Below are 20,227 nucleotides of genomic sequence, written 5' to 3'. Positions count from 1 at the left end.
CCCTGATTCAGGGAGGCAGCCTCTCGATTACTTCGCAACGAATTGTTCTAGCTTGGCATTCGTCCGTTCTCTATCGCGTTCCAAAATCGGCTTCAAATAGATACCCGTATAAGAGCCTTCCATTTTTGCCACTTCTTCCGGTGTTCCCGTACCGACAATTTCTCCGCCACGGGTACCACCCTCAGGCCCCAAATCTACGATGTAATCAACCGTTTTGATGACATCCAGATTATGCTCGATGACCAGCACTGTATCGCCGTTATCCACCAATCGTTGCAGTACTTTTAGCAAACGATCGATATCGTCTGTATGCAGACCGGTTGTCGGTTCATCCAAGATGTACAGGGTACGTCCTGTGCTGCGTCGATATAGCTCAGAGGCTAGCTTGACGCGTTGTGCTTCCCCGCCAGAGAGCGTGGTAGCAGGCTGCCCAAGCTTCATATATCCCAGCCCCACGTCTACGATGGTCTGCAGCTTGCGCTCGATCTTCGGCAGATTGCGGAAAAATTCTACCCCATCCTCGATCGTCATTTCCAAAACATCCGCAATGCTCTTGCCTTTGTACTTCACATCAAGCGTCTCGCGGTTGTAACGCTTGCCGTGGCAAACTTCGCAAGGCACATACACATCCGGCAAAAAGTGCATCTCGATTTTAATAATCCCGTCACCGCTGCATGCTTCACAACGGCCGCCCTTGACGTTAAAGCTGAAGCGACCTTTTTTATAGCCGCGCACTTTGGCTTCATTAGTGGAAGCAAACAGGTCGCGAATATCGTCAAAGACACCTGTATATGTCGCCGGATTGGAACGTGGTGTACGTCCAATTGGAGATTGGTCGATGTCGATCACCTTATCCAGATGCTCTAGTCCCAGGATGCGGCGATGCTCCCCAGGCTTCACCTTTGCCTTATTTAAGTCGCGAGCCAGTGTCTTTTGCAAAATTTCATTGATCAGCGTACTTTTTCCTGAGCCAGATACACCTGTTACGGCAACAAAAACGCCTAGAGGGAGCTTCGCAGTGACGTTTTTCAGGTTGTTTTCCTTCGCGCCCTCAATCTTGATCCATTTGTCCGAAGGCTTGCGACGCTCCATCGGAACAGGGATGAATTTGCGTCCGCTCAAATAGGCACCCGTCAAAGAGTTAGGGTCCTTCATGACTTCTTCCGGAGTCCCTGCCGCTACGATCTGACCGCCATGTATGCCAGCTCCTGGTCCAATATCGATAATATAATCGCAGGCCATCATCGTATCCTCGTCATGCTCGACGACGATCAATGTATTCCCCAGCTTGGTCATATGCTCCAGCGTCTTGATCAGACGCGCGTTATCCCGCTGATGCAGTCCGATACTCGGCTCATCCAAAATGTAGAGAACGCCCATCAGACTAGAACCGATCTGCGTAGCCAGTCGAATCCGCTGCGCTTCTCCCCCGGACAGTGTTCCCGCCGCACGGCTCAGCGTCAAGTAATCCAGTCCGACATCAATCAAGAAGTTCAGTCGTGCCTTGATTTCTTTTACGATCAGGTTCGCGATCTTTGTTTCCCGCTCTGTCAGTTCCAGTCCATCGACAAATTGATGCGCATCGAGAATCGACAGCGTAGTCAGCTCGGAAATACTGCGCTCCCCTACCTTTACCGCCAAGCTCTCCTGACGCAAACGTTGACCTTTGCAGACAGGGCACGCCTTCTGGCTCATGAAGCCTTCGATTTGCTCGCGGATGTAATCCGAGCTGGTCTCCAGATGACGTCGTTGCAGGTTGATGACGACACCCTCGAACGGTACGACCGCCTCGCGCACTTGCCCAAACTCGTTCTCATAGCGGAAGTGAATTTTTTCGCCTTCACTACCGTACATCAAGATTTGTCGGTGCGCTGCCGTAAGCTCTTCATAAGGTACATCCATCCGAATGTTAAAGTGGCGGCAAGCTGATTCCAATAATTGTTGATAGTAAGTCGAAGTCTTCGGCTCCCATGCGCCAATCGCCCCGTCATTGAGCGTCTTCGTCGCATCAGGAACGACCATATCCGGGTCTACCTCCAGTTTGACACCCAATCCGTCGCACTCCGAGCAGGCACCAAACGGGCTGTTGAAAGAGAAAATCCGCGGCTCCAGCTCTCCGATGGAGAATCCGCACACCGGGCAAGCATGTTTTTCACTGAACAGCAGCTCTTCTTGCTCCATCACATCGACGATGACCTTGCCATCTGCTAAGCGAAGTGCCGTCTCCAAGGAGTCTGCCAGACGCGCCTGCACATCCGGCTTCACAACGATCCGGTCAACGACAACCTCAATGTTATGCTTCTTGTTCTTTTCCAGCTTGATATCTTCGGACAAATCGGTAATTTCACCATTGACCCGCACACGGACAAAGCCTTGCTTGCGGATGTCCTCCAACAGCTTGACGTGCTCTCCCTTGCGACCTTGCACCATGGGAGCTAGAATCTGCATTTTCGTGCGCTCAGGATACTCCATCAGTCGATCGACCATTTGTTCGATGGTCTGGGATTGGATCTCGATACCATGCTCCGGGCAAACCGCTCTACCTACACGCGCATACAAAAGGCGCAAATAGTCGTAGATTTCCGTAACCGTCCCTACCGTGGAACGAGGGTTGCGGCTCGTCGTTTTCTGGTCAATCGAGATCGCAGGGGAAAGTCCCTCAATCGAGTCCACGTCCGGCTTGTCCATCTGCCCGAGAAATTGACGGGCGTATGCAGACAGAGACTCGACATAGCGTCGTTGCCCCTCTGCGTAAATTGTGTCAAAAGCAAGCGAGGACTTACCCGAGCCAGACAAACCCGTCAGAACGACGAATTTGTCCCTCGGAATGACTACATCAACATTTTTTAAATTGTGGGCACGTGCACCCTTTACGACAATATGTTCTAATGGCATGAAAAAAACCTCTCCTTAGAGTTCCGCCTTCAGCTCGAGAATCAAATCACGCAATTCGGCCGCACGCTCGAACATGAGGTTGCGTGCCGCTTCCTTCATTTCTTCTTCCATACGCTCTATGACAGCTACGCGATCCTTCTTCGGCATTTTTTTGAAGTCTGCATGTGGCAAATAATCCGCTTTTTCCTCCGCTACCTTGGTCGCCTCGATCACGTCGCGGACGGACTTTTTCACGGTTTGCGGCGTGATGCCGTGCTCTTCATTGTACGCCATCTGAATGGAACGACGACGTTCTGTCTCTCGAATCGCAGAAGCCATCGAATCTGTCATTTTGTCCGCGTACATGATAACGCGTCCCTCTGCGTTCCGCGCAGCCCGACCGATCGTCTGAATCAGCGAGCGCTCATTGCGCAGGAACCCTTCCTTGTCTGCATCCAAAATCGCCACAAGCGATACCTCCGGCAGGTCTAGACCTTCCCGCAAGAGGTTGATCCCGACAAGCACGTCAAACTCGCCCAAACGCAACGAACGTAAAATCTGCATCCGCTCAATCGTTTTAATATCCGAGTGAAGATAGCGGACCTTGATTCCGATTTCTTTCAGATAGTCCGTCAAATCCTCAGACATTTTCTTCGTAAGAGTCGTGACGAGAACTCGCTCATTTTTTGCAATCGTAGCTTGAATCTCGCCAATCAAATCGTCAATCTGTCCTTTGATCGGACGTACCGTAACCGTTGGGTCAATCAAGCCTGTCGGACGAATCACCTGCTGCACCATTTCCGGGCTGTGCTCCAGCTCATAAGGACCAGGCGTAGCTGAAATGTAAATCGCTTGTTTCAGCTTTCCTTCAAACTCTTCGAACTTGAGTGGGCGGTTATCGCGTGCAGAAGGCAGACGGAATCCGTGATCGACGAGTACATCCTTTCGTGCGCGGTCACCGTTATACATCCCCCGAACCTGCGGCAAGGTCATATGCGACTCATCCATCATGACGATAAAATCTTCTGGGAAGTAATCCAGCAAGGTATACGGAGCATGCCCGGCAGGAAGTCCCGTCAGATGACGTGAGTAGTTTTCAATACCGGAGCAAAAGCCCATCTCCATCATCATCTCAATATCGTACCGTGTGCGTTGCTCCAGTCGCTGTGCTTCCAGAAGCTTGCCCGCATCACGGAATTCTTTCAGTCTTTCTTCCAGTTCGGCCTCGATGCTTTGGATAGCCAGCTTCATTTTCTCCTCGCGCGTCACGTAGTGAGAGGCAGGGAAAATGGCAATGTGATCACGCTGTCCCAAAATCTCCCCGGTCAGTACGTCAATCGAAGTAATCCGCTCAATTTCATCTCCGAAAAACTCTACGCGAATCGCCTGCTCACTCTGTGAAGCAGGAAAAATCTCCACCACGTCACCCCGCACGCGGAACGTACCACGTGTAAAGTTGATATCGTTGCGTGTGTACTGGATATCGACCAGCCGATGCAAAATCTCGTCCCGTCCTTTTTCCATGCCAACACGCAAAGACAAGAGCAGTTCGCGATACTCTTCCGGCGAACCCAATCCGTAAATGCAGGAGACGGAGGCAACGATGATCACGTCTCGGCGTTCAAACAGCGCACTGGTAGCCGAGTGACGGAGCTTGTCGATCTCCTCGTTGATGCTCGAGTCTTTTTCAATAAACGTATCCGATTGGGGAATGTATGCTTCGGGTTGATAGTAATCGTAGTAGCTGACGAAGTATTCCACCGCGTTGTTCGGGAAAAACTCCTTAAACTCTGCACACAGCTGAGCGGCCAGAGTTTTGTTGTGAGCCATCACGAGTGTCGGCCTGTTCACCTGAGCAATTACCTGGGCAGCCGTATAAGTCTTTCCCGTTCCCGTCGCACCCAGCAATGTCTGGTGTCGCTTGCCAGCCTTTAACCCTGCCACCAGCTCGGCAATGGCAGTCGGCTGGTCACCGGACGGTTGAAACTCCGATACCAATTCAAAACGCTCCATTCCCTCGTTCATCTCCTCATAGCATGACTGTTTCTACTTCCATTATAACACAATTCCGGCTAGTTTAAGCCCAAAATTCGAACAAACGTTTGTCTTCATCTTTCCACCAATTTTTCCGATATAAGATGAAGGAAGCACAAACATACGCAGATACACTCGCCACCTTCAGGGAGGATTGACATGTCAGATACCGGAACAACCGTCAAAAATAACCCTTATATACAACCGCATATGAGCTATAAAGGCAAAAAAGAATTCTCCACAGAGCTCGACCAAAATGCCTTTATGAAGCTCATGCTGGAGCAGTTAAAGCATCAAGACCCTATGTCCCCCATGGACAACTCTCAGTTCATCCAGCAAACAAGTATGCTGACCATGGTAGAAAAAATCACAAAAATGACCACGCTGATGGAGCAATCGAACAACAGCATGGTCACTTTGGAAAAGTATGAAAAGCTGGTAGGTCGTACTGCCTCGTATTCCCTTACTACAAAAGACGAGATGACGGGAGAAACCAAGACGGAGAAGAAAGAAGGCGTACTTGATGCCGTCTACATGGATCAAGGCAAAATCTACTTCCGTATTGCAGGCGAATCGACGCCGATTCCGCTGGCAGACGTCTCCGGATTGGAATCGCAAGGTCTGGCCGGCAACACACTCGACAACAGCGTGAAGTACATGGAAATGATCGGTCGTGAGATTTCCTATAAAGTAACAAAGGAAGTCGACCGGGATGGCAATCCAGATACCAAAAACGACATTTCCAAAGTTGATGAAATCTTGAATGGCGTCATCACTGGTTTTACCACCAAAAACGGTACCGCACAATTCCAACTGGATAATGGATCAACCGTAAAAGCCGAAGAAATCGTAGGCATGACGGTGAAACCTGAAAACAGAACAATGGGCAACTCCCTCGCCTACGCGCAAATGATCGGCTACAACATCACGTACAACCAGTCTCAAACGAATCCGGACGGCACCACTAGCAATACTCCTCTTACCGGAGTGGTTAAGGCTGTCAGCATGAAAAACGGAGTCGTCGAATTCGTCCTCCAGGATGATAAGAAAGTTGCTCTCAATCAAATCACAGGATTCGAAGCAACTGCCTAGAACCTATATAAAAAGCCGCACATCTTCGAAATCGGAGAAGGCGGCTTTTTCTTTTACAAATACCTATTCGTTTACGATCACTTTTCCGGTTATCGCATCCACATAAAACGTATCATCTATTTTAGATTCTCCCCCGCAGAAGCAATGCGAGCGAGTTTGGCGAAACGAAAGGTCATAGCCGAGCTTCCATGTAATCGTGCCTTTCTTATAATCTGGCTGGTGGATATAGGTCAGCTCAAGTGGATAGGTTTGCAGTAATCGGGTCATGGCCACTTGTTCTTTAAGTGCTTGGGAACGGGCCGGGTATTTGACACTGGCCGGTTTGTTTATGCTCACCTGCTCCCATGTACCCGTCCATGAATCGATCTGAATCGTATACATCCCGTTCTCAGCACTCTGATTGACCCCATAAACTGGAATGCCGTTTACAAGGGGATCAGCTATGATCGAGGTGTACCTTTCATCTCCATCCTCCGTTATTTGGATCTGATTGCTTCCAGACGGAGCCAGTCTTTTCAATAGCTTATCCGCTTCCATCCGATCCCGCTTCTTATCCGTTTTCACATTAGACCATTGCGGATTGTTCACCTTTGTGGAAAATTCAAGCAGTTCGCCAGTCTTCGCATCTGTCACGAGTAGATGATGCTGCTCGCCGTTACTGCTTCCCTCAGGAAAGGTAGCCATTCGAGATATCTTGTCAGCATCGGGAACCCCCTCACCAAAATTTCCCCATATGAAATAACGGAGGGCTGGACCATCACCGTAACTCGCTTCGTAGATGGACAGCGGCAGCTTTTCTGTTTCGATTCTAAACAACATTCGTAACAAATCACGCGCTTGCGTCTCTGTTTGCGCTACCCACCTCTCACCTGTTCCTGTCACATTGATGGTCTGAGAACGGTTGGTTGTCGCTCGGGAATTCGTTGTGACCAATCGTTTGCCACTAAAGGCATCCAATGCACTACCTGTATGTTGTTGCGTGATAATTCCATTTTTCAGGACATAAGCGAGCTTTGCTTCTACCTGATCGCTTTGATTATGAATGGGCAATAAATAAACGAGCTCCAATGGACGGCTTTCTTGCCACTTTCGAACAGCTTGTTCGGGGGAGATGATGCGCTGCGGAGATGGGAGTGAAGAGGGACTTACTTTTTCGTATAGCCTGCCATCAAACGTAGAAAACCAAACGATTCTTCCCGAGGCATCAAAACTGACGAGACAATCATAATCGTCATCGAGCACCACATTATTCAGGACTCGCACCAACCGAACCGTCAATAGGTCCTTATTTTTATAAACCTCTCTTGCTTGGTAAGCATTTCCTGTGGCAGTTCCCTGCAATCCAGCGACAAAAGCCAGCGCACGTGCTTTTGCCTGCTGCTCAATCGGGTAGGCAGGCTTTGTTGCTGCTTTCGGGGTAAGATTCAGTCTGAGCAGCTCCCCTGTTTGTCCGTCAAAAATCGCATCATCCATGGACGATTCAGCCTCAGCCGCAGACAGCGCAAACGTGACCCGCACCCCGCTCACACCAGGTCCATCCACATCTCCACCGTAAACGACATAGCGCGAAGACAACTCCGGTAAAAGCTTGACTAGCTTTTGGACACCTTTGGTCACATGCATCGGCACAGCCACAACTGATTGTGCCTGTGCTACGGTCACAGAAGTCGTTGCGCCAGCTCCTGATAAGGGTGCGGCAAAAACCGTGGCAGCAGCTAATGTACCCGACAAAAACCACGAGACCGTTCTTTTTACCTTGAACACCGACCCCACTCCCTCTTTTTTCCTCCTACATTGAGACGCAACAGCCACCAGTAAGTTTCCGAATGGACAAGCTTTTCTCGAAAAAAAGAAGGTATGCATGTTTGTCTGCATACCTTCTCCCCACTATCCTTAAGCTCCAACATTCAGTTTCTCCAGCTTTTGCTTGATCAGCTCGACTACACTGGAGCGTTTCAAATCAACAAATGCACGGGTATTTGCATCCGGAACCACAATGATCCCCAGTTGGTGATGATTGCCCGCATAGACCGCACACTGTACGAACTTCAGCTCGCCTTCACGCGTGAGTACTTCCATTTTGCAAAAGGCAGGATTGGCTTGTAGCGCTGGATACAGATCTTCTTTTTCCCGCACCGCAATGCCATTTACTTTCACGATAATCTCACCAGGCGTGATGCCGATCTCCTCTGCTCTCGTACCCGGAATGACACCCATCACTTTTACACCACGCGAAGACTGGATGAAATAAGGCGAACGCTTTCTTTCTTGATACTGACTCCAGAAAAACAGCGCCTCATGACCGAATAGTGCAAAGATCGCAGCCAGCAAGATCAACGGATAAAACCATACTACCAGAGCACACAACCCCAACAAAATAATCGCATACAGCGTCAAATTTTTCGCAACCTGCGTTGCTTTTCTATACGGAGTCATCGTTTGCGTCATATCAGAGAATCCGGTCACTGTCGGCAAAAGCATCAATCCGAAAGAAGCGACTTCCGGTGAAAAGAACGGCCACCCTGGATACAACGCGCCACTGATAGCACCTGGCTCCATCTGTACGAACAGCACGGCTGGCGTCAGCCAAAAAGAATGAAGCAAATAGGCACCCACGATCCGACCACGTTGCCCTTCTACAAACAGCGGAGAAGCATCCCGCCCGCCATTCCATCGTACGAGCATCGCTTCAATCAGATGCATAACCGCAACTAACGCAAGCAACGGCAAAGGTTTCGCCTGATGAATCAATTCCCAGACATAGCTCAATCCAGGAACATCCGTAACCGGTGGAATGATCAGTGTGATCGCGTGTAAAATCGCCAATACCCCTGCAGCATATGCAAAACAGAGAAACCGTAAACGAATCAGCGCCAAGAGGAGCGCCAATCCCCATAGTATCCACAAATCCTGTGCTTGCACGACCACGCCGAGTCCTGCACTAAGAAGAGAAATCAGCAAGCCTCCCACCAAGCCCATCCCTACAGCCCGTATCGTCGAGAGCAAAGGGGACTGAATGCGTGCAGAAAAAAGCTGTCTTTCCAGGTTCATCTGTCTGCGATAATGCAAATAAATAAACACCAGAAAGAGATAGAAGACAGGATTGATAAAAAATGCGGCAAAGCCATATGCAATGGTAAGCATATCTGCCTGTATCGCCAATTGCCTCACCTCAACTAAAAGAAAGAAAAACCACGGCATTTGATTTGCCGTGGTTATCATTTCTACGGATAGAAGGTATTTACCTGCTTCCATTTTCTTGATTATTCATTACTTGCCCGTGACTACATCCAGAGCTTTTTGCAATTGCAGGTCATTCTCTGGCTTCGTCATCGTTTTACGGAGACTTTCTTCCAGCGAAGAGCGTGTCTTCGCATCTACTTTGCCAGTTACCTCAAGTTTGTTGGAGGTTTGGAACTGCTTGATTGCTTCCTCTGTCTTTTCATCAAAATAGCCATCTTCTCGTCCTGGAGACAGATTCAAGCCCTTCAGGATGAGCTGCAGGTTTTTCACATCAGTACCAGCCATGTCGCGCTGCAATACTTTATCTGCTGGCAACAGAGTTGCATTGAAATAGTCTGGTTGCTTGACTTCAAAGTCTGGCTTAATGCCTTTTTTATGGACCCATTCACCACTCGGTGTGACCCACTTGGCAATCGTCAGCTTCAATTGGCTCTTGTCGTTCATTTCCATAGTGCTCTGAACGGTTCCTTTACCAAAGGTCTTCTCACCAACCAGCTTGTAGTTTCCGCTATCCCGCAGAGCACCCGCCAGAATCTCCGATGCACTGGCGCTTCCGCCATTAATCAGTACCGAGATTGGATAAGGCTTGCCAGCTTCTGTAGTCGAGAAATACTCTTCTTTTTGCTGTCCGCCATTTCCATACTCGATCTGCACGATCTTGCCTTTTTTCGGCACGAGGATTTCTCCGATTTCTTTCACAGCTAACAAATATCCGCCTGGATTGCCTCGAACGTCAATTACCAGACCGCCAATCCCCTTCTGCTCGAGAGCAGCCAGCTGTTCTTTGAAGTGCTTAGCTGTGTCTGTAGAGAATTGGGTAATGTTGATCATCCCTACTTTAACACCGTTCTTCTCGATGATCTGACTGTTTACCGTCTCAATCGGGATATCGTCACGCACACACACGATGGTAAGAGGCTCTGGCACCCCGGCTCTCACTACTTTGAGAACCGCCTTCGTTCCTTTTGGACCACGAATCTTCGTCACTGCCTGATGCAGGTCCAATCCTTCAAGGGATTCATCATTTACGCTCAAAATTTGGTCGTTTGGCCGCAGCCCTGCACGCTCCGCTGGAGAGTTTTTGAATGGCGAAACAACCGTTACCCGACCATTTTGCATCGTTACCTCTGTCCCGATCCCTTGGAAAGTCGAGTGTAGGGTAGATGTGAACTCCTCAGCAGAACGAGGGTCCATATAATCACTGTACGGATCTTCAAGCGACCCGACCATTCCGCCAATTGCACCCTCTACTAACTGCTCGTTGGTGACATTTTGGATGTAATCTTTCTTGATTGCTGAAAACGCCTCGTACAGCTTCTGGAACTCTTTCGGATAATCTCCGCTCCCAGAAAACAGCGCCATGCTGGATGCTGTTAAAGCACCACCTTGACTCGAACTTGCGCTAGCCGATGTCTTCATGATCGCCATCGTAATAAAACTACTGGCTACCATCGAGATGAGTACAAGCGCGATTACGGTACGTCCTTTCCATCTCACTGTTACGTCACCATCCTTTGTGCTACCGGAAAAAGATATGCTGCTAGTGTATGCATGTTCCGATCACAATATTTGTCTGGTCGCACGAGGGTCTACTTCAAGTACGGCATTGGATTAACTGCTACGTCGTTTTTATAGACGGTAAAGTGTACGTGATTTCCGGTTGAGCGACCTGTTGATCCTACCTCTGCGATCTTTTGACCTCTCGATACGGATTGCCCAACAGAAACCTTGATACCTCCCTCGCGAATATGACCGTACAGAGTGGTATATTCCGCGTTATGCTTGATCATTACTGTATTCCCGAAGCCGCCGTTATATCCTGCAAAGAGAACGATTCCGTCAGCCGCAGCCAAAATTGGCGTTCCCTTCCGTGCTGCCATATCTACACCATTATGCCCAGCCGAGCGGCCTGTAAACGGGTCTGACCGCATTCCGAAGCCCGAAGTGAAGCGAAATTGTCCACTTGCGACTGGCAAGGCAAACTTTCCACCCTTGTAGCCAGTACTGGATGCGCTCATCGCACGTACTCGCTCCGCGTATTTGGCTGACTCTTGTTTGGTGATAGCCAAAAGCTCCTGCCCATACTGCTCCAAATCCACTTCAAGAGCAGATTCTTTCTTTTCCAATTCAGCCTTGACCACCATACTTTGCTTGTACTGCTTGTCCAATTCGACTTTGAGCTCCTCAGCCTCATCGAACATCCCGGCGTACACAGTCAGTTGATGATCAATTTCTTTCTTTTTGGTCTCGATGGTTTCCTTATCGCGAATGTTATCCTCTAAAATACGCGTGTCCTGCTCTAAAATAAGCTGCAAGGCCTGCATACGCGTCAAAAAGTCCCCAAAGTCAGAGGAACCGAGAAGGACATCCAAATAGGAGACCGTACCGCGTTCATACATGGAAGTCACACGTGTTCTGAGCAAGGCATCCCTTTTCGCTACGCGATCTTTTGCCTCATCCAGTTTATCCTGCGCGTTTGCTGCTTTTTCCTTGGTTTCATCCATTTGCTGCTCAAGCTTGTCCAGCTTTTTCTGTGTATCGTTGCGACGCAAATCGATTTGCATCAATTGCGTTTCCAAGCCCTTTTTCTCTTTTTGCACGACATTGATCTGTTCTTCTGTCTTCTTCATTTGCTGCTGCTGGCTTTTCTTCTTCTTTTGGATCTCTTTTAGCTCTCGATTAATCTTGTCCAAAGAGGCCTTACTAGGCGCTGCCAAGCTCACATTTGTCGGGAGCACAGTACCGACTACAAGCCCAGTGATTACGAGTGCTAGCAGGATTCTCTTTCTCATGATACTCCTCCCACGCTCTTCAAATTATTAAACTCGCAAGAAGCGACGTACGGACACCAAGCTTCCCCAAATCCCGATGAATGCACCAATCGCCAGCAAAGCCAACGCCACTTGATACACGAGCGGGAATAACGGCAACAGTTTAAACAGTTGGGAAGCTTCAAAACTGGAGTGAATGGCATCCAGGAGGTAGTAATAGCCAACCATTAGCATAATGGTCGGAATCAATGCTCCTGCCACACCCATCATTAGCCCTTCCACAAAGAATGGCCAACGGATAAACCAGTTCGTGGCACCAACCAGCTTCATGATTTCAATCTCTCTGCGACGTGCCACAATTGTCAGCTTAATCGTGTTGGCAATCAAGAACATCGCTGTAAAACCAAGTCCAATAATAAAGGCAATCCCGACATTACGGACTGCTCCTGTCAAGGAAAACAGCTTTTCCACAGTGCCTTCCCCATAGGTTAGGCTTTTGACATACTGGATATTTTTAATTTGAGCGGCAACAGCAGCAGTGTCTTGCGGTTGCTTCGTTTTTACGGTAAACGCATCCGGAAGAGGGTTGCTTTCCTCCAATCCTTCGAACAAATACGCTTTTTCACCAAGGCTCTCTTTAAATTGCTTCAGCCCTTCGTCTTTCGGAACAAATGAAACAGACTCTACTTGCGGAAGTTTCTTGATGTTGTTCTCAACCTGTGTGATGTTTTCTTTTGTCGCCAGCAAGTCCATGAAGACCCGAATTTCTACTTGCTTTTCCACGGACTGCGCAAAGTAATTGACGTTCATCGCCAGAATGAGGAAAACGCCCAAGATAAAGAGGGTAATGGTCACGGCACTAATTGAAGCGAACGACATCCAGCCGTTCCGCCCGAGGTTTTTGACCCCTTCACGGACATGGCGCCCAAGCGTCCTAATCTTCATAACCATATTCCCCTCTCTGCTCATCACGGGCAATTTGGCCTGCTTCGATCGCAACCACCCGTTTTCTCATGGTGTTTACAATTTCCCTATTGTGGGTAGCCATAACGACTGTCGTTCCACGTTGATTAATTTCTTCAAACAGCTTCATGATTTCCCAAGAGGTCTCTGGGTCCAGGTTCCCCGTCGGCTCGTCCGCGATTATAATTCCCGGACTATTCACCAATGCGCGCGCCAAGGCAACACGTTGCTGCTCACCACCGGACAGCTCGCTTGGCAGCATTTTGGCTTTATGCTTGAGCTTTACGAGACCCAAAACATCCATCACGCGCGGCTTGATTTGTTTCGGATTGCTCTCGATTACTTCCATCGCAAATGCGACGTTTTCGAAAACGGTTAACGTCGGCAGCAGCTTGAAGTCTTGGAACACGACACCGATACTGCGGCGGACTAATGGAATTTGGCGCTCTTTGATTCTGCTGACATTGAAGCCCCCCAAAAAGATTTGTCCTTTCGTCGGCTTCTCTTCACGGTACATCAATTTGATAAACGTAGATTTACCCGCACCACTGGGGCCTACTACGTACACAAATTCACCTTTCTCAATCCGAATGTTGATACCTTTCAAAGCATTCGTTCCATTCGGGTATGTTTTCCATACATCGAACATTTCGATCAAGCCAATCACATCCTACTTCGTCAGATCCTTGTCTATGTATCTTGATCCTGAATTTTAAAGTAAAAATCGACAAAACCCCTCTACCCTCTAGCAACCGCTGCTATACCTTGTTGAAAAACAGCGGGATTTCCCATCTTATCCATTATACCACCACGATTCACGGATGGTATCCACTAAATCTCTCATTTCTTGTCGAAACAGCTTCGATTGTTAACAACTGTCACGAATTTGGGAGAAAATAAGACTGCACATTCCCAACTAGCATCATGGAAAACAGTTGGCTACAATGAGTGTGACAAGAGGGCATCATAAAAAAGGAGCTGGTTATAACGTGGAAAATTTTGTTTACCATAACCCGACACAGCTGATTTTTGGACGGGGTCAATTGGCCCAGCTCGAGGAAAAAGCAAGACAGCTAGGTCCCACTGTTCTTTTGGTATATGGTGGTGGCAGTATAAAGCGAACTGGTCTCTACGACAAAGTGATTTCTCTCCTGCAGTCTGCGGGCTGCCGCGTGCATGATTTGCCGGGGGTGGAGCCAAATCCACGTCTGAGTACCGTGAACAAAGGAATTGAGTTATGTCGTCAAGAGGGCGTCAATTGGATACTTGCTGTAGGTGGTGGCAGTGTAATCGACGCGGCCAAAGCAGTCGCGATTGGTGTGCCTTACGAGGGAGATGTATGGGATTTTTATACGCGTAAAGCGGTCGCACAAGAGGCTTTGCCCCTCGGTACCGTACTGACACTTGCTGCTACTGGTTCTGAAATGAACCGGGGAAGTGTCGTCACCAATTGGGAGACACAAGAAAAGCATGGGGCCGGCACGACGTTTCCTGCGTTTTCGATTTTGGATCCAGAGCATACGTTTAGCGTGCCTCAAGACCAAACGATCTACGGAATCAGCGACATTTTGTCCCATGTATTCGAGCAGTACTTCACGCATACAACCGAAATTCCATTGCAAACACGTTTTGCCGAGTCGATCATGAAGACCGTTATCGAAAATGCAGAACGCGTCCTCACCAATCCGGAAGACTACGATGCGCGGGCCAACATTATGTACTGCGGAACAATGGCATTGAACGGCACTCTCCCGGTTGGTGTCACAACAGACTGGGCAACCCACTCCATTGAGCATGCTGTGAGTGCTGTTTACGACATCCCGCATGGTGGCGGTCTGGCGATCATCTTCCCGAAATGGATGCGCTATGTGTACCGTGAAAACGTCGCTCGCTTTGTGCGGTTCGCGACAGAGATATGGAATGTCGATCCTTCCGGCAAGACAGACGATGAGATCGCTTTGGAAGGGATTGCCGCTACAGAAGCTTTCTTTGAGCGCATCGGTGCCCCTACTCGCTTGGCTGATTACGGTATCACCGACGAGCATTTGCAGCTCATGGCCGAAAAAGCTACTCCTTATGGCCCGATTGGTCAGTTTAAAACGTTGACGAGCGATGATGTGGCACAGATTCTTCGCATGTCTTTGTAAACACAAACAAACGCCGCCTTCCAGAAATGGGAGTACGGCGTTTGTTAATTTGATGGTCAGTTTTGATTCAGCCATTTTTTCCGAATTAGATCTCCGCATAACAGCACCAACGGTACACCGATGCTATATGTAAAATCATAGAACGGCCAGTACTTCGCAATGATGTCCCCAAAGACGACAATATTGGGCGAGAAAATCGTAGACATCACCATGAGCAAAACGATGTACGGAAGGATTAGAACCTTGAAGTTGTCGATTCGAAAGACATGACGGATTCCCAAATGAAAAAACAGGCAGTACAGCGTAATTTTGACGCTCACCGCGATAAACCAGATCACCGCGATAATTGCCTCCAGCCGCTGAATGAAATCCCCGAGCTTCAGCTGTTTGATGAGAACATAGGTCGGATAAAAATGCCGCGCAGTCTGATCTGCCCCCAAAACAAGGATGCACATCACCATGATGATTAACAGCACAATTCCCCCTAGCAACGTCCCCAGAAAAAAAGCTCTCATCCGTTTTTGGATGGGCGAGACAAACGGAAGAACTGCCATAAAAATGACCAGCTCTGAAAAAGGAAAAGCGAATGCCGCAGTAGATCCCTGCAAAATAGGCTTCCACCCATTTTCAAAAACAGGTTGAATTCTCGACATTTCCGCCTGTGGCAGCAGGGTAATCATGAGTAACCCAAAAAAGAAAAAGAACCAGACAAAATAGATTTCTGCCGATTCTGCGACTGTTTGCAGCCCCAAACGCACACCAAACATAATCACAATGACAAACAATAGCTGTATCGCGAATCTTGGAGTCGAAACTAATAGATGCGTACCAACAAAGTCCCCAATCTCCATGACATGCGCCCCTGCTGAAAACAAGGTATAGCTAATAAACGAGAGTGTAATGATGGTTCCCAGTACTCTCCCGACGGTTTGATCAACGAAGGTGAAAAAGCTTTGATTCCGATACAGCTTCCCCACAGCTATGAGTAAGATAATATTGAGAAGTCCCACCAAAAGCCCGATCAGGACGGATATCCACGCATCCTGTTTAGCGAGTGCAGCCGTTATGCCAGGCAGGACGAGAACCGAGTCCCCAATGGTAACAAGGGTGACGAGCATCAATAGTTGACGGGGACTGATCTTATAGCTCTCTTGCATGATTGCTCCCTGCTCTCTTTAGGCCTTCGATCCTTTTGTACAATTATTTCCCCCATGATTCGGCGCTAAACACATAGGCATTTCATGCTATGATAAAGAAATATATGTAAATTCCGAATTGGACTGGAGGACTGCAACCATGTATAGAGTAAAAAAGCAGGATGTGATTTATGCCATGTCTCCTGAGAATCGGCCGGTCTTGAAGGTGGAAGCAGGCAGTACCGTAACGTTTGAAACCTGCGATTGCTTCGAGGACCAAATCCAATCGGCTGACACCGTGTTTCAAGAGCTTGATTGGAATCGGATCAACCCTGCTTCCGGCCCTATTTATATAGAAGGAACAGAACCAGGCGATATTTTGGTTGTTCATATTCAGAAAATTGAGATTAAAAATCGAGGCGTAATGGTTACTGGGCCAGAACTGGGTGTAATGGGATTCGCCCTGCAAGAAAATGTGATCAAAATGATACCGATACAAGATGGAAAAGCTGTCTTGTCAGACAAGCTTCAAGTTCCGATCAATCCCATGATTGGCGTAATTGGAACAGCTCCTGCCAAAGAAACCATTTCATGCGGTACGCCTGGCGATCACGGCGGCAACATGGACTGCAAGCAAATGCGGGAAGGTACTACATTGCTTTTACCCGTAAATGTTCCCGGCGCATTATTTGCCCTGGGTGACCTCCATGCTGCAATGGCTGACGGTGAAGTAGCTGTATGTGGTGTGGAAATCGCAGGGGAAGTAACCGTAAAGCTGGATGTGATAAAAGGAAAACAGTGGCCGTTACCGATGGCAGTCAACCAAGAGCACCTGATCACGATTGCGTCGGAAAAAGAGCTGGACAAGGCTGCGGATCGAGCGGTCATCAACATGGTACAATTTCTACACGAAGAGCTGGGCGTAGAAAAGGCCGAAGCCACCTTCCTGCTCTCCGCTGCGGGAGATTTGCGTATCTGTCAGGTCGTCGATCCCTTAAAGACAGCCCGCATGGAGCTGCCTCTTGCATACGCAACCGCAGTAGGCTTTGATTCGAAAATAGTCGGTAGATAAGGATAGAACGCAAAAAAACCCCAAAGCTTTGGGGTTTTTGTTCTTCATTCATGTACGTTTTTATGCAGGTGAACCGACATCGATCAAGGATTCGATCATGACCTTTTGACTGTTTTTGTCCACCCAAGCATGTGTTTCTACCAGTTGCTTGCGGTACCAATCTATTTGGACTTCCACCTGATTACGAGCGGTCCCACCCAGCACGTTGCGTGCATTGACGACGGTCTCAACAGCTAGAGCGTCATACACATCTGCCCCAATAGCCTCTGAGAAGCTCTGGAATTCTTCCAAGGTCAAATCGAGAAGATATTTTTGCTGCTCGATGCAGTACAAGACAGTTCTTCCTACGACTTCATGCGCCTGACGGAACGGCATGTCTTTGCGAACCAAGTAATCTGCCAAGTCTGTCGCATTGGAAAAATCGTTGGTAACTGCTTGACGCATGCGATCTGCTTTGACTTGCATCGTCTTCATCATCGGCGTGAGCAACGCTAGTGCACCATGTATGGTAGCTACCGTATCGAACATGCCTTCTTTATCTTCTTGCATGTCCTTGTTGTAAGCCAGCGGCAATCCTTTCAATACGGTCAACAATCCAAACAGATTGCCGTAAACACGTCCTGTTTTTCCGCGAACCAGCTCTGCTACATCAGGATTTTTCTTTTGCGGCATGATACTGGACCCCGTGCAAAATGCATCGTCTAGCTCTACAAAGGAGAATTCCTGACTGCTCCAGATGACGAGTTCTTCGCACAGACGGGAAAGATGGGTCATGACCAAAGAAGCGTCTGCCAAAAATTCGACGATGAAATCGCGATCACTCACTGCATCCATGCTGTTTTGATAGATTCCGTCAAATTGCAGCAATTCCGCTACAAATCTGCGGTCGATCGGGAATGTCGTACCTGCGAGGGCACCTGCTCCAAGCGGCAGCACATTCACACGCTTCCAAGTCTCGGTCATCCGTTCGATATCGCGTTGCAGCATGGACACATACGCCATCAAGTGATAACCAAACAATACCGGTTGCGCACGTTGCAAATGTGTATACCCGGGCATGACGGTATCGAGATGCTGGCTGGCTTGCTCAAGCAATGCTTCTTGCAAATACATCGCCAATTGGATAATCTCCATCAGCTTTTCTCTGAGGTACAGGTGCATATCCAACGCAACCTGATCATTGCGGCTGCGGCCGGTGTGGAGTTTGCCCCCCACCGGACCGATCTCTTCAATCAGCATCTTTTCAATATTCATATGCACATCTTCGTGCGCAACGAGAAACTCAGCTTGCCCGCGCTCAATTTTCTCTTTTACTTTTTTCAAGCCAGCGATGATCTGTCTTACTTCCTCCATCGGCAGGATGCCGCACTTGCCCAACATGGCAACATGAGCCAGGCTTCCGACGATGTCCTGTCGCCACATTTTCTGGTCGAAAGAAATAGAAGCAGTATACTCTTCTACGAGTTGATTCGTCGGCTTCGTGAAGCGTCCTCCCCAGAGTTTCATTGCTTGATCGCATCCTTTTCATCCAAAATCTTAATGGCTGTGTTTTTATTTTCGTGCAGTACACCTTCGTTCACCTGTGCATATACCTTTGTAGGAAGACCCCACAGCTTGATGAAACCGAGTGCTGCTTTGTGGTCGAATTGGTCACCTGCATTGTAAGTCGCCAGCTCATGGCTGTAGAGAGACGATGCAGAGGTACGGCCTACAACAATCGCATGTCCTTTGTGCAGCTTCACGCGTACGACACCCGTTACGTGTTTTTGCGTTTCTTCAATAAATGCCTGGACAGCATTACGAATTGGCGAATACCAGAGACCCTCGTAAATCACTTGCGCCAGTTTTTGCTCGACAATCGGTTTGAATTGAGCGACCTCACGAGGCTGGGTCAAGAATTCCAGCTCACGGTGCGCCAAAATCAAAGTAGTCGCCGCCGGTGTCTCGTAAACTTCACGAGATTTGATGCCCACCAAACGGTTTTCCACATGGTCGATACGGCCTACACCATGATTTCCAGCGATTTTGTTCAGCTTGAGAATCAACTCAGCCAGTGGGAGCTCTTCGCCGTTCAATGCAGTTGGCTTCCCTTGTACGAAAGTGATTTCAATTTCTTCTGCTTCGTCCGGTGCATCCGTGATCGACTTCGTCAGATCGTATGCACCTTCTGGAGGAGCAGCCCAAGGATCTTCCAGAACACCGCACTCGCAGCTTCTGCCCCACAGGTTTTGGTCAATGCTGTATGGATTGTCCAGATCGATTGGGATCGGGATATTGTTCTTTTTCGCATATTCGATCTCTTCGTCACGCGTCCAGCCCCATTCACGAACCGGCGCAACGATTTTGATATCCGGGTTCAGCGCTGTGAAGGAAACATCAAAGCGCACTTGGTCGTTTCCTTTTCCTGTGCAACCGTGTGCGACAGCTACCGCGCCTTCTTTTTCCGCGATTTCAACCAGCACGCGCGAAATCAGGTAACGCGACAGTGCAGACACCAATGGATATTTGCCTTCGTACATCGCGTTTGCCTTCAGGGCAGGCAATACGAATTCCTCTGCGAATGCATCTTTGGCATCCACTACGATTGATTTCAATGCCCCTACCTGCAATGCTTTTTTCTGTACGAAATCGAGGTCTTTCCCTTCCCCTACATCCAATGCAACTGCAATGACATCGTAGTTATACGTATCTTGCAACCATTTAATTGCTACCGATGTATCTAAACCGCCTGAATAGGCCAACACAATTTTTTCTTTTGCCATCATTCTCTCTCCCCGTTTCGAAGTTTCTCTTATGCGAGTAATTATACAAACGAACTAATAAAAATACAACCATTTTTCTTGTATATTTCTTGTGAATTCGCAGACAAAAACGGAGATGCAGAGAAATTATGCA

At 48.5% G+C, this 20,227-nt stretch carries 14 protein-coding genes; 3 read left to right on the top strand and 11 right to left on the bottom strand.

Features of this window, described 5'->3' with window-relative positions:
* Positions 1-27: 27 nt before the first annotated feature.
* Both uvrA and uvrB read right to left on the bottom strand, forming a co-directional pair.
* A complete protein-coding gene (uvrA, locus tag M3630_RS15780; protein WP_173612233.1) occupies positions 28-2,895 on the bottom strand; it encodes an excinuclease ABC subunit UvrA in 2,868 nt (955 codons plus the stop codon).
* A 15-nt stretch (positions 2,896-2,910) separates the two neighbouring features.
* Positions 2,911-4,887 (bottom strand): excinuclease ABC subunit UvrB, encoded by a 1,977-nt coding sequence (uvrB, locus tag M3630_RS15775; RefSeq protein WP_173612232.1) that lies wholly within the window; start codon positions 4,885-4,887, stop codon positions 2,911-2,913.
* Positions 4,888-5,067: 180 nt separating this feature from the next.
* Between uvrB and M3630_RS15770 the strand changes: the two genes are divergently transcribed.
* The gene (locus tag M3630_RS15770) at positions 5,068-6,000 is read left to right on the top strand and encodes a flagellar hook assembly protein FlgD (RefSeq protein WP_251252692.1); all 933 of its coding nucleotides are present in this window, start codon (positions 5,068-5,070) and stop codon (positions 5,998-6,000) included.
* 63 nt (positions 6,001-6,063) lie between these two features.
* Here the strand turns inward: M3630_RS15770 and M3630_RS15765 are convergent, their stop codons facing one another.
* From M3630_RS15765 to ftsE, 6 genes are all read right to left on the bottom strand, one after another.
* Positions 6,064-7,773 carry a hypothetical protein gene (locus tag M3630_RS15765; RefSeq protein WP_353057238.1) on the bottom strand — a complete coding sequence of 570 codons (1,710 nt, stop codon included), beginning with the start codon at positions 7,771-7,773 and terminating at the stop codon, positions 6,064-6,066.
* Positions 7,774-7,893: 120 nt separating this feature from the next.
* The gene (locus tag M3630_RS15760) at positions 7,894-9,255 is read right to left on the bottom strand and encodes a PDZ domain-containing protein (RefSeq protein WP_353057237.1); all 1,362 of its coding nucleotides are present in this window, start codon (positions 9,253-9,255) and stop codon (positions 7,894-7,896) included.
* Between the two features lie 15 nt (positions 9,256-9,270).
* Positions 9,271-10,740 carry a S41 family peptidase gene (locus M3630_RS15755; RefSeq protein WP_173612228.1) on the bottom strand — a complete coding sequence of 490 codons (1,470 nt, stop codon included), beginning with the start codon at positions 10,738-10,740 and terminating at the stop codon, positions 9,271-9,273.
* A 92-nt stretch (positions 10,741-10,832) separates the two neighbouring features.
* Positions 10,833-12,035 (bottom strand): murein hydrolase activator EnvC family protein, encoded by a 1,203-nt coding sequence (locus M3630_RS15750; RefSeq protein WP_251252690.1) that lies wholly within the window; start codon positions 12,033-12,035, stop codon positions 10,833-10,835.
* Positions 12,036-12,062: 27 nt separating this feature from the next.
* On the bottom strand, positions 12,063-12,959 hold the full coding sequence (gene ftsX / locus M3630_RS15745; protein WP_047069723.1) for a permease-like cell division protein FtsX: 897 nt from the start codon (positions 12,957-12,959) through the stop codon (positions 12,063-12,065).
* On the bottom strand, positions 12,949-13,635 hold the full coding sequence (gene ftsE / locus M3630_RS15740) for a cell division ATP-binding protein FtsE (protein ID WP_015893511.1): 687 nt from the start codon (positions 13,633-13,635) through the stop codon (positions 12,949-12,951). The genes ftsX and ftsE overlap by 11 nt, the downstream gene beginning before the upstream one ends.
* 331 nt (positions 13,636-13,966) lie before the next feature.
* Between ftsE and M3630_RS15735 the strand changes: the two genes are divergently transcribed.
* Positions 13,967-15,124: an iron-containing alcohol dehydrogenase gene (locus M3630_RS15735; RefSeq protein WP_251252689.1), complete on the top strand. Its 1,158-nt coding sequence runs from the start codon at positions 13,967-13,969 to the stop codon at positions 15,122-15,124.
* Positions 15,125-15,180: 56 nt separating this feature from the next.
* On the opposite strand, the gene M3630_RS15730 is transcribed toward M3630_RS15735, so the two are convergent.
* Positions 15,181-16,281 carry a GerAB/ArcD/ProY family transporter gene (locus M3630_RS15730; protein ID WP_251252688.1) on the bottom strand — a complete coding sequence of 367 codons (1,101 nt, stop codon included), beginning with the start codon at positions 16,279-16,281 and terminating at the stop codon, positions 15,181-15,183.
* A 139-nt stretch (positions 16,282-16,420) separates the two neighbouring features.
* Between M3630_RS15730 and M3630_RS15725 the strand changes: the two genes are divergently transcribed.
* Complete coding sequence (locus M3630_RS15725) at positions 16,421-17,332, top strand: acetamidase/formamidase family protein (protein WP_251252687.1); 912 nt, start codon at positions 16,421-16,423, stop codon at positions 17,330-17,332.
* 60 nt (positions 17,333-17,392) lie between these two features.
* Here the strand turns inward: M3630_RS15725 and argH are convergent, their stop codons facing one another.
* Both argH and M3630_RS15715 read right to left on the bottom strand, forming a co-directional pair.
* Positions 17,393-18,838 carry an argininosuccinate lyase gene (argH, locus tag M3630_RS15720; RefSeq protein WP_251252686.1) on the bottom strand — a complete coding sequence of 482 codons (1,446 nt, stop codon included), beginning with the start codon at positions 18,836-18,838 and terminating at the stop codon, positions 17,393-17,395.
* Positions 18,835-20,094 carry an argininosuccinate synthase gene (locus M3630_RS15715; protein WP_056487125.1) on the bottom strand — a complete coding sequence of 420 codons (1,260 nt, stop codon included), beginning with the start codon at positions 20,092-20,094 and terminating at the stop codon, positions 18,835-18,837. The genes argH and M3630_RS15715 overlap by 4 nt, the downstream gene beginning before the upstream one ends.
* Positions 20,095-20,227 lie beyond the last annotated feature (133 nt).

Origin of the sequence: Brevibacillus sp. MER 51, assembly GCF_023714195.1 — a bacterium.
Lineage (GTDB): Bacteria > Bacillota > Bacilli > Brevibacillales > Brevibacillaceae > Brevibacillus.
Note: the sequence above shows the minus strand (reverse complement) of the source record. Positions and strands in the feature narration are given on the sequence as shown.

Bases quoted from the DNA above. Each gene is read 5' to 3' on its own strand.
- uvrA (WP_173612233.1), bottom strand. From the start codon at position 2,895: ATGCCATTAGAACATATTGTCGTAAAGGGTGCACGTGCCCACAATTTA.
- M3630_RS15750 (WP_251252690.1), bottom strand. From the start codon at position 12,035: ATGAGAAAGAGAATCCTGCTAGCACTCGTAATCACTGGGCTTGTAGTC.
- M3630_RS15730 (WP_251252688.1), bottom strand. From the start codon at position 16,281: ATGCAAGAGAGCTATAAGATCAGTCCCCGTCAACTATTGATGCTCGTC.
- M3630_RS15760 (WP_353057237.1), bottom strand. From the start codon at position 9,255: ATGGAAGCAGGTAAATACCTTCTATCCGTAGAAATGATAACCACGGCA.
- uvrB (WP_173612232.1), bottom strand. From the start codon at position 4,887: ATGGAGCGTTTTGAATTGGTATCGGAGTTTCAACCGTCCGGTGACCAG.
- ftsX (WP_047069723.1), bottom strand. From the start codon at position 12,959: ATGAAGATTAGGACGCTTGGGCGCCATGTCCGTGAAGGGGTCAAAAAC.
- M3630_RS15715 (WP_056487125.1), bottom strand. From the start codon at position 20,094: ATGGCAAAAGAAAAAATTGTGTTGGCCTATTCAGGCGGTTTAGATACA.
- M3630_RS15725 (WP_251252687.1), top strand. From the start codon at position 16,421: ATGTATAGAGTAAAAAAGCAGGATGTGATTTATGCCATGTCTCCTGAG.
- M3630_RS15770 (WP_251252692.1), top strand. From the start codon at position 5,068: ATGTCAGATACCGGAACAACCGTCAAAAATAACCCTTATATACAACCG.
- argH (WP_251252686.1), bottom strand. From the start codon at position 18,838: ATGAAACTCTGGGGAGGACGCTTCACGAAGCCGACGAATCAACTCGTA.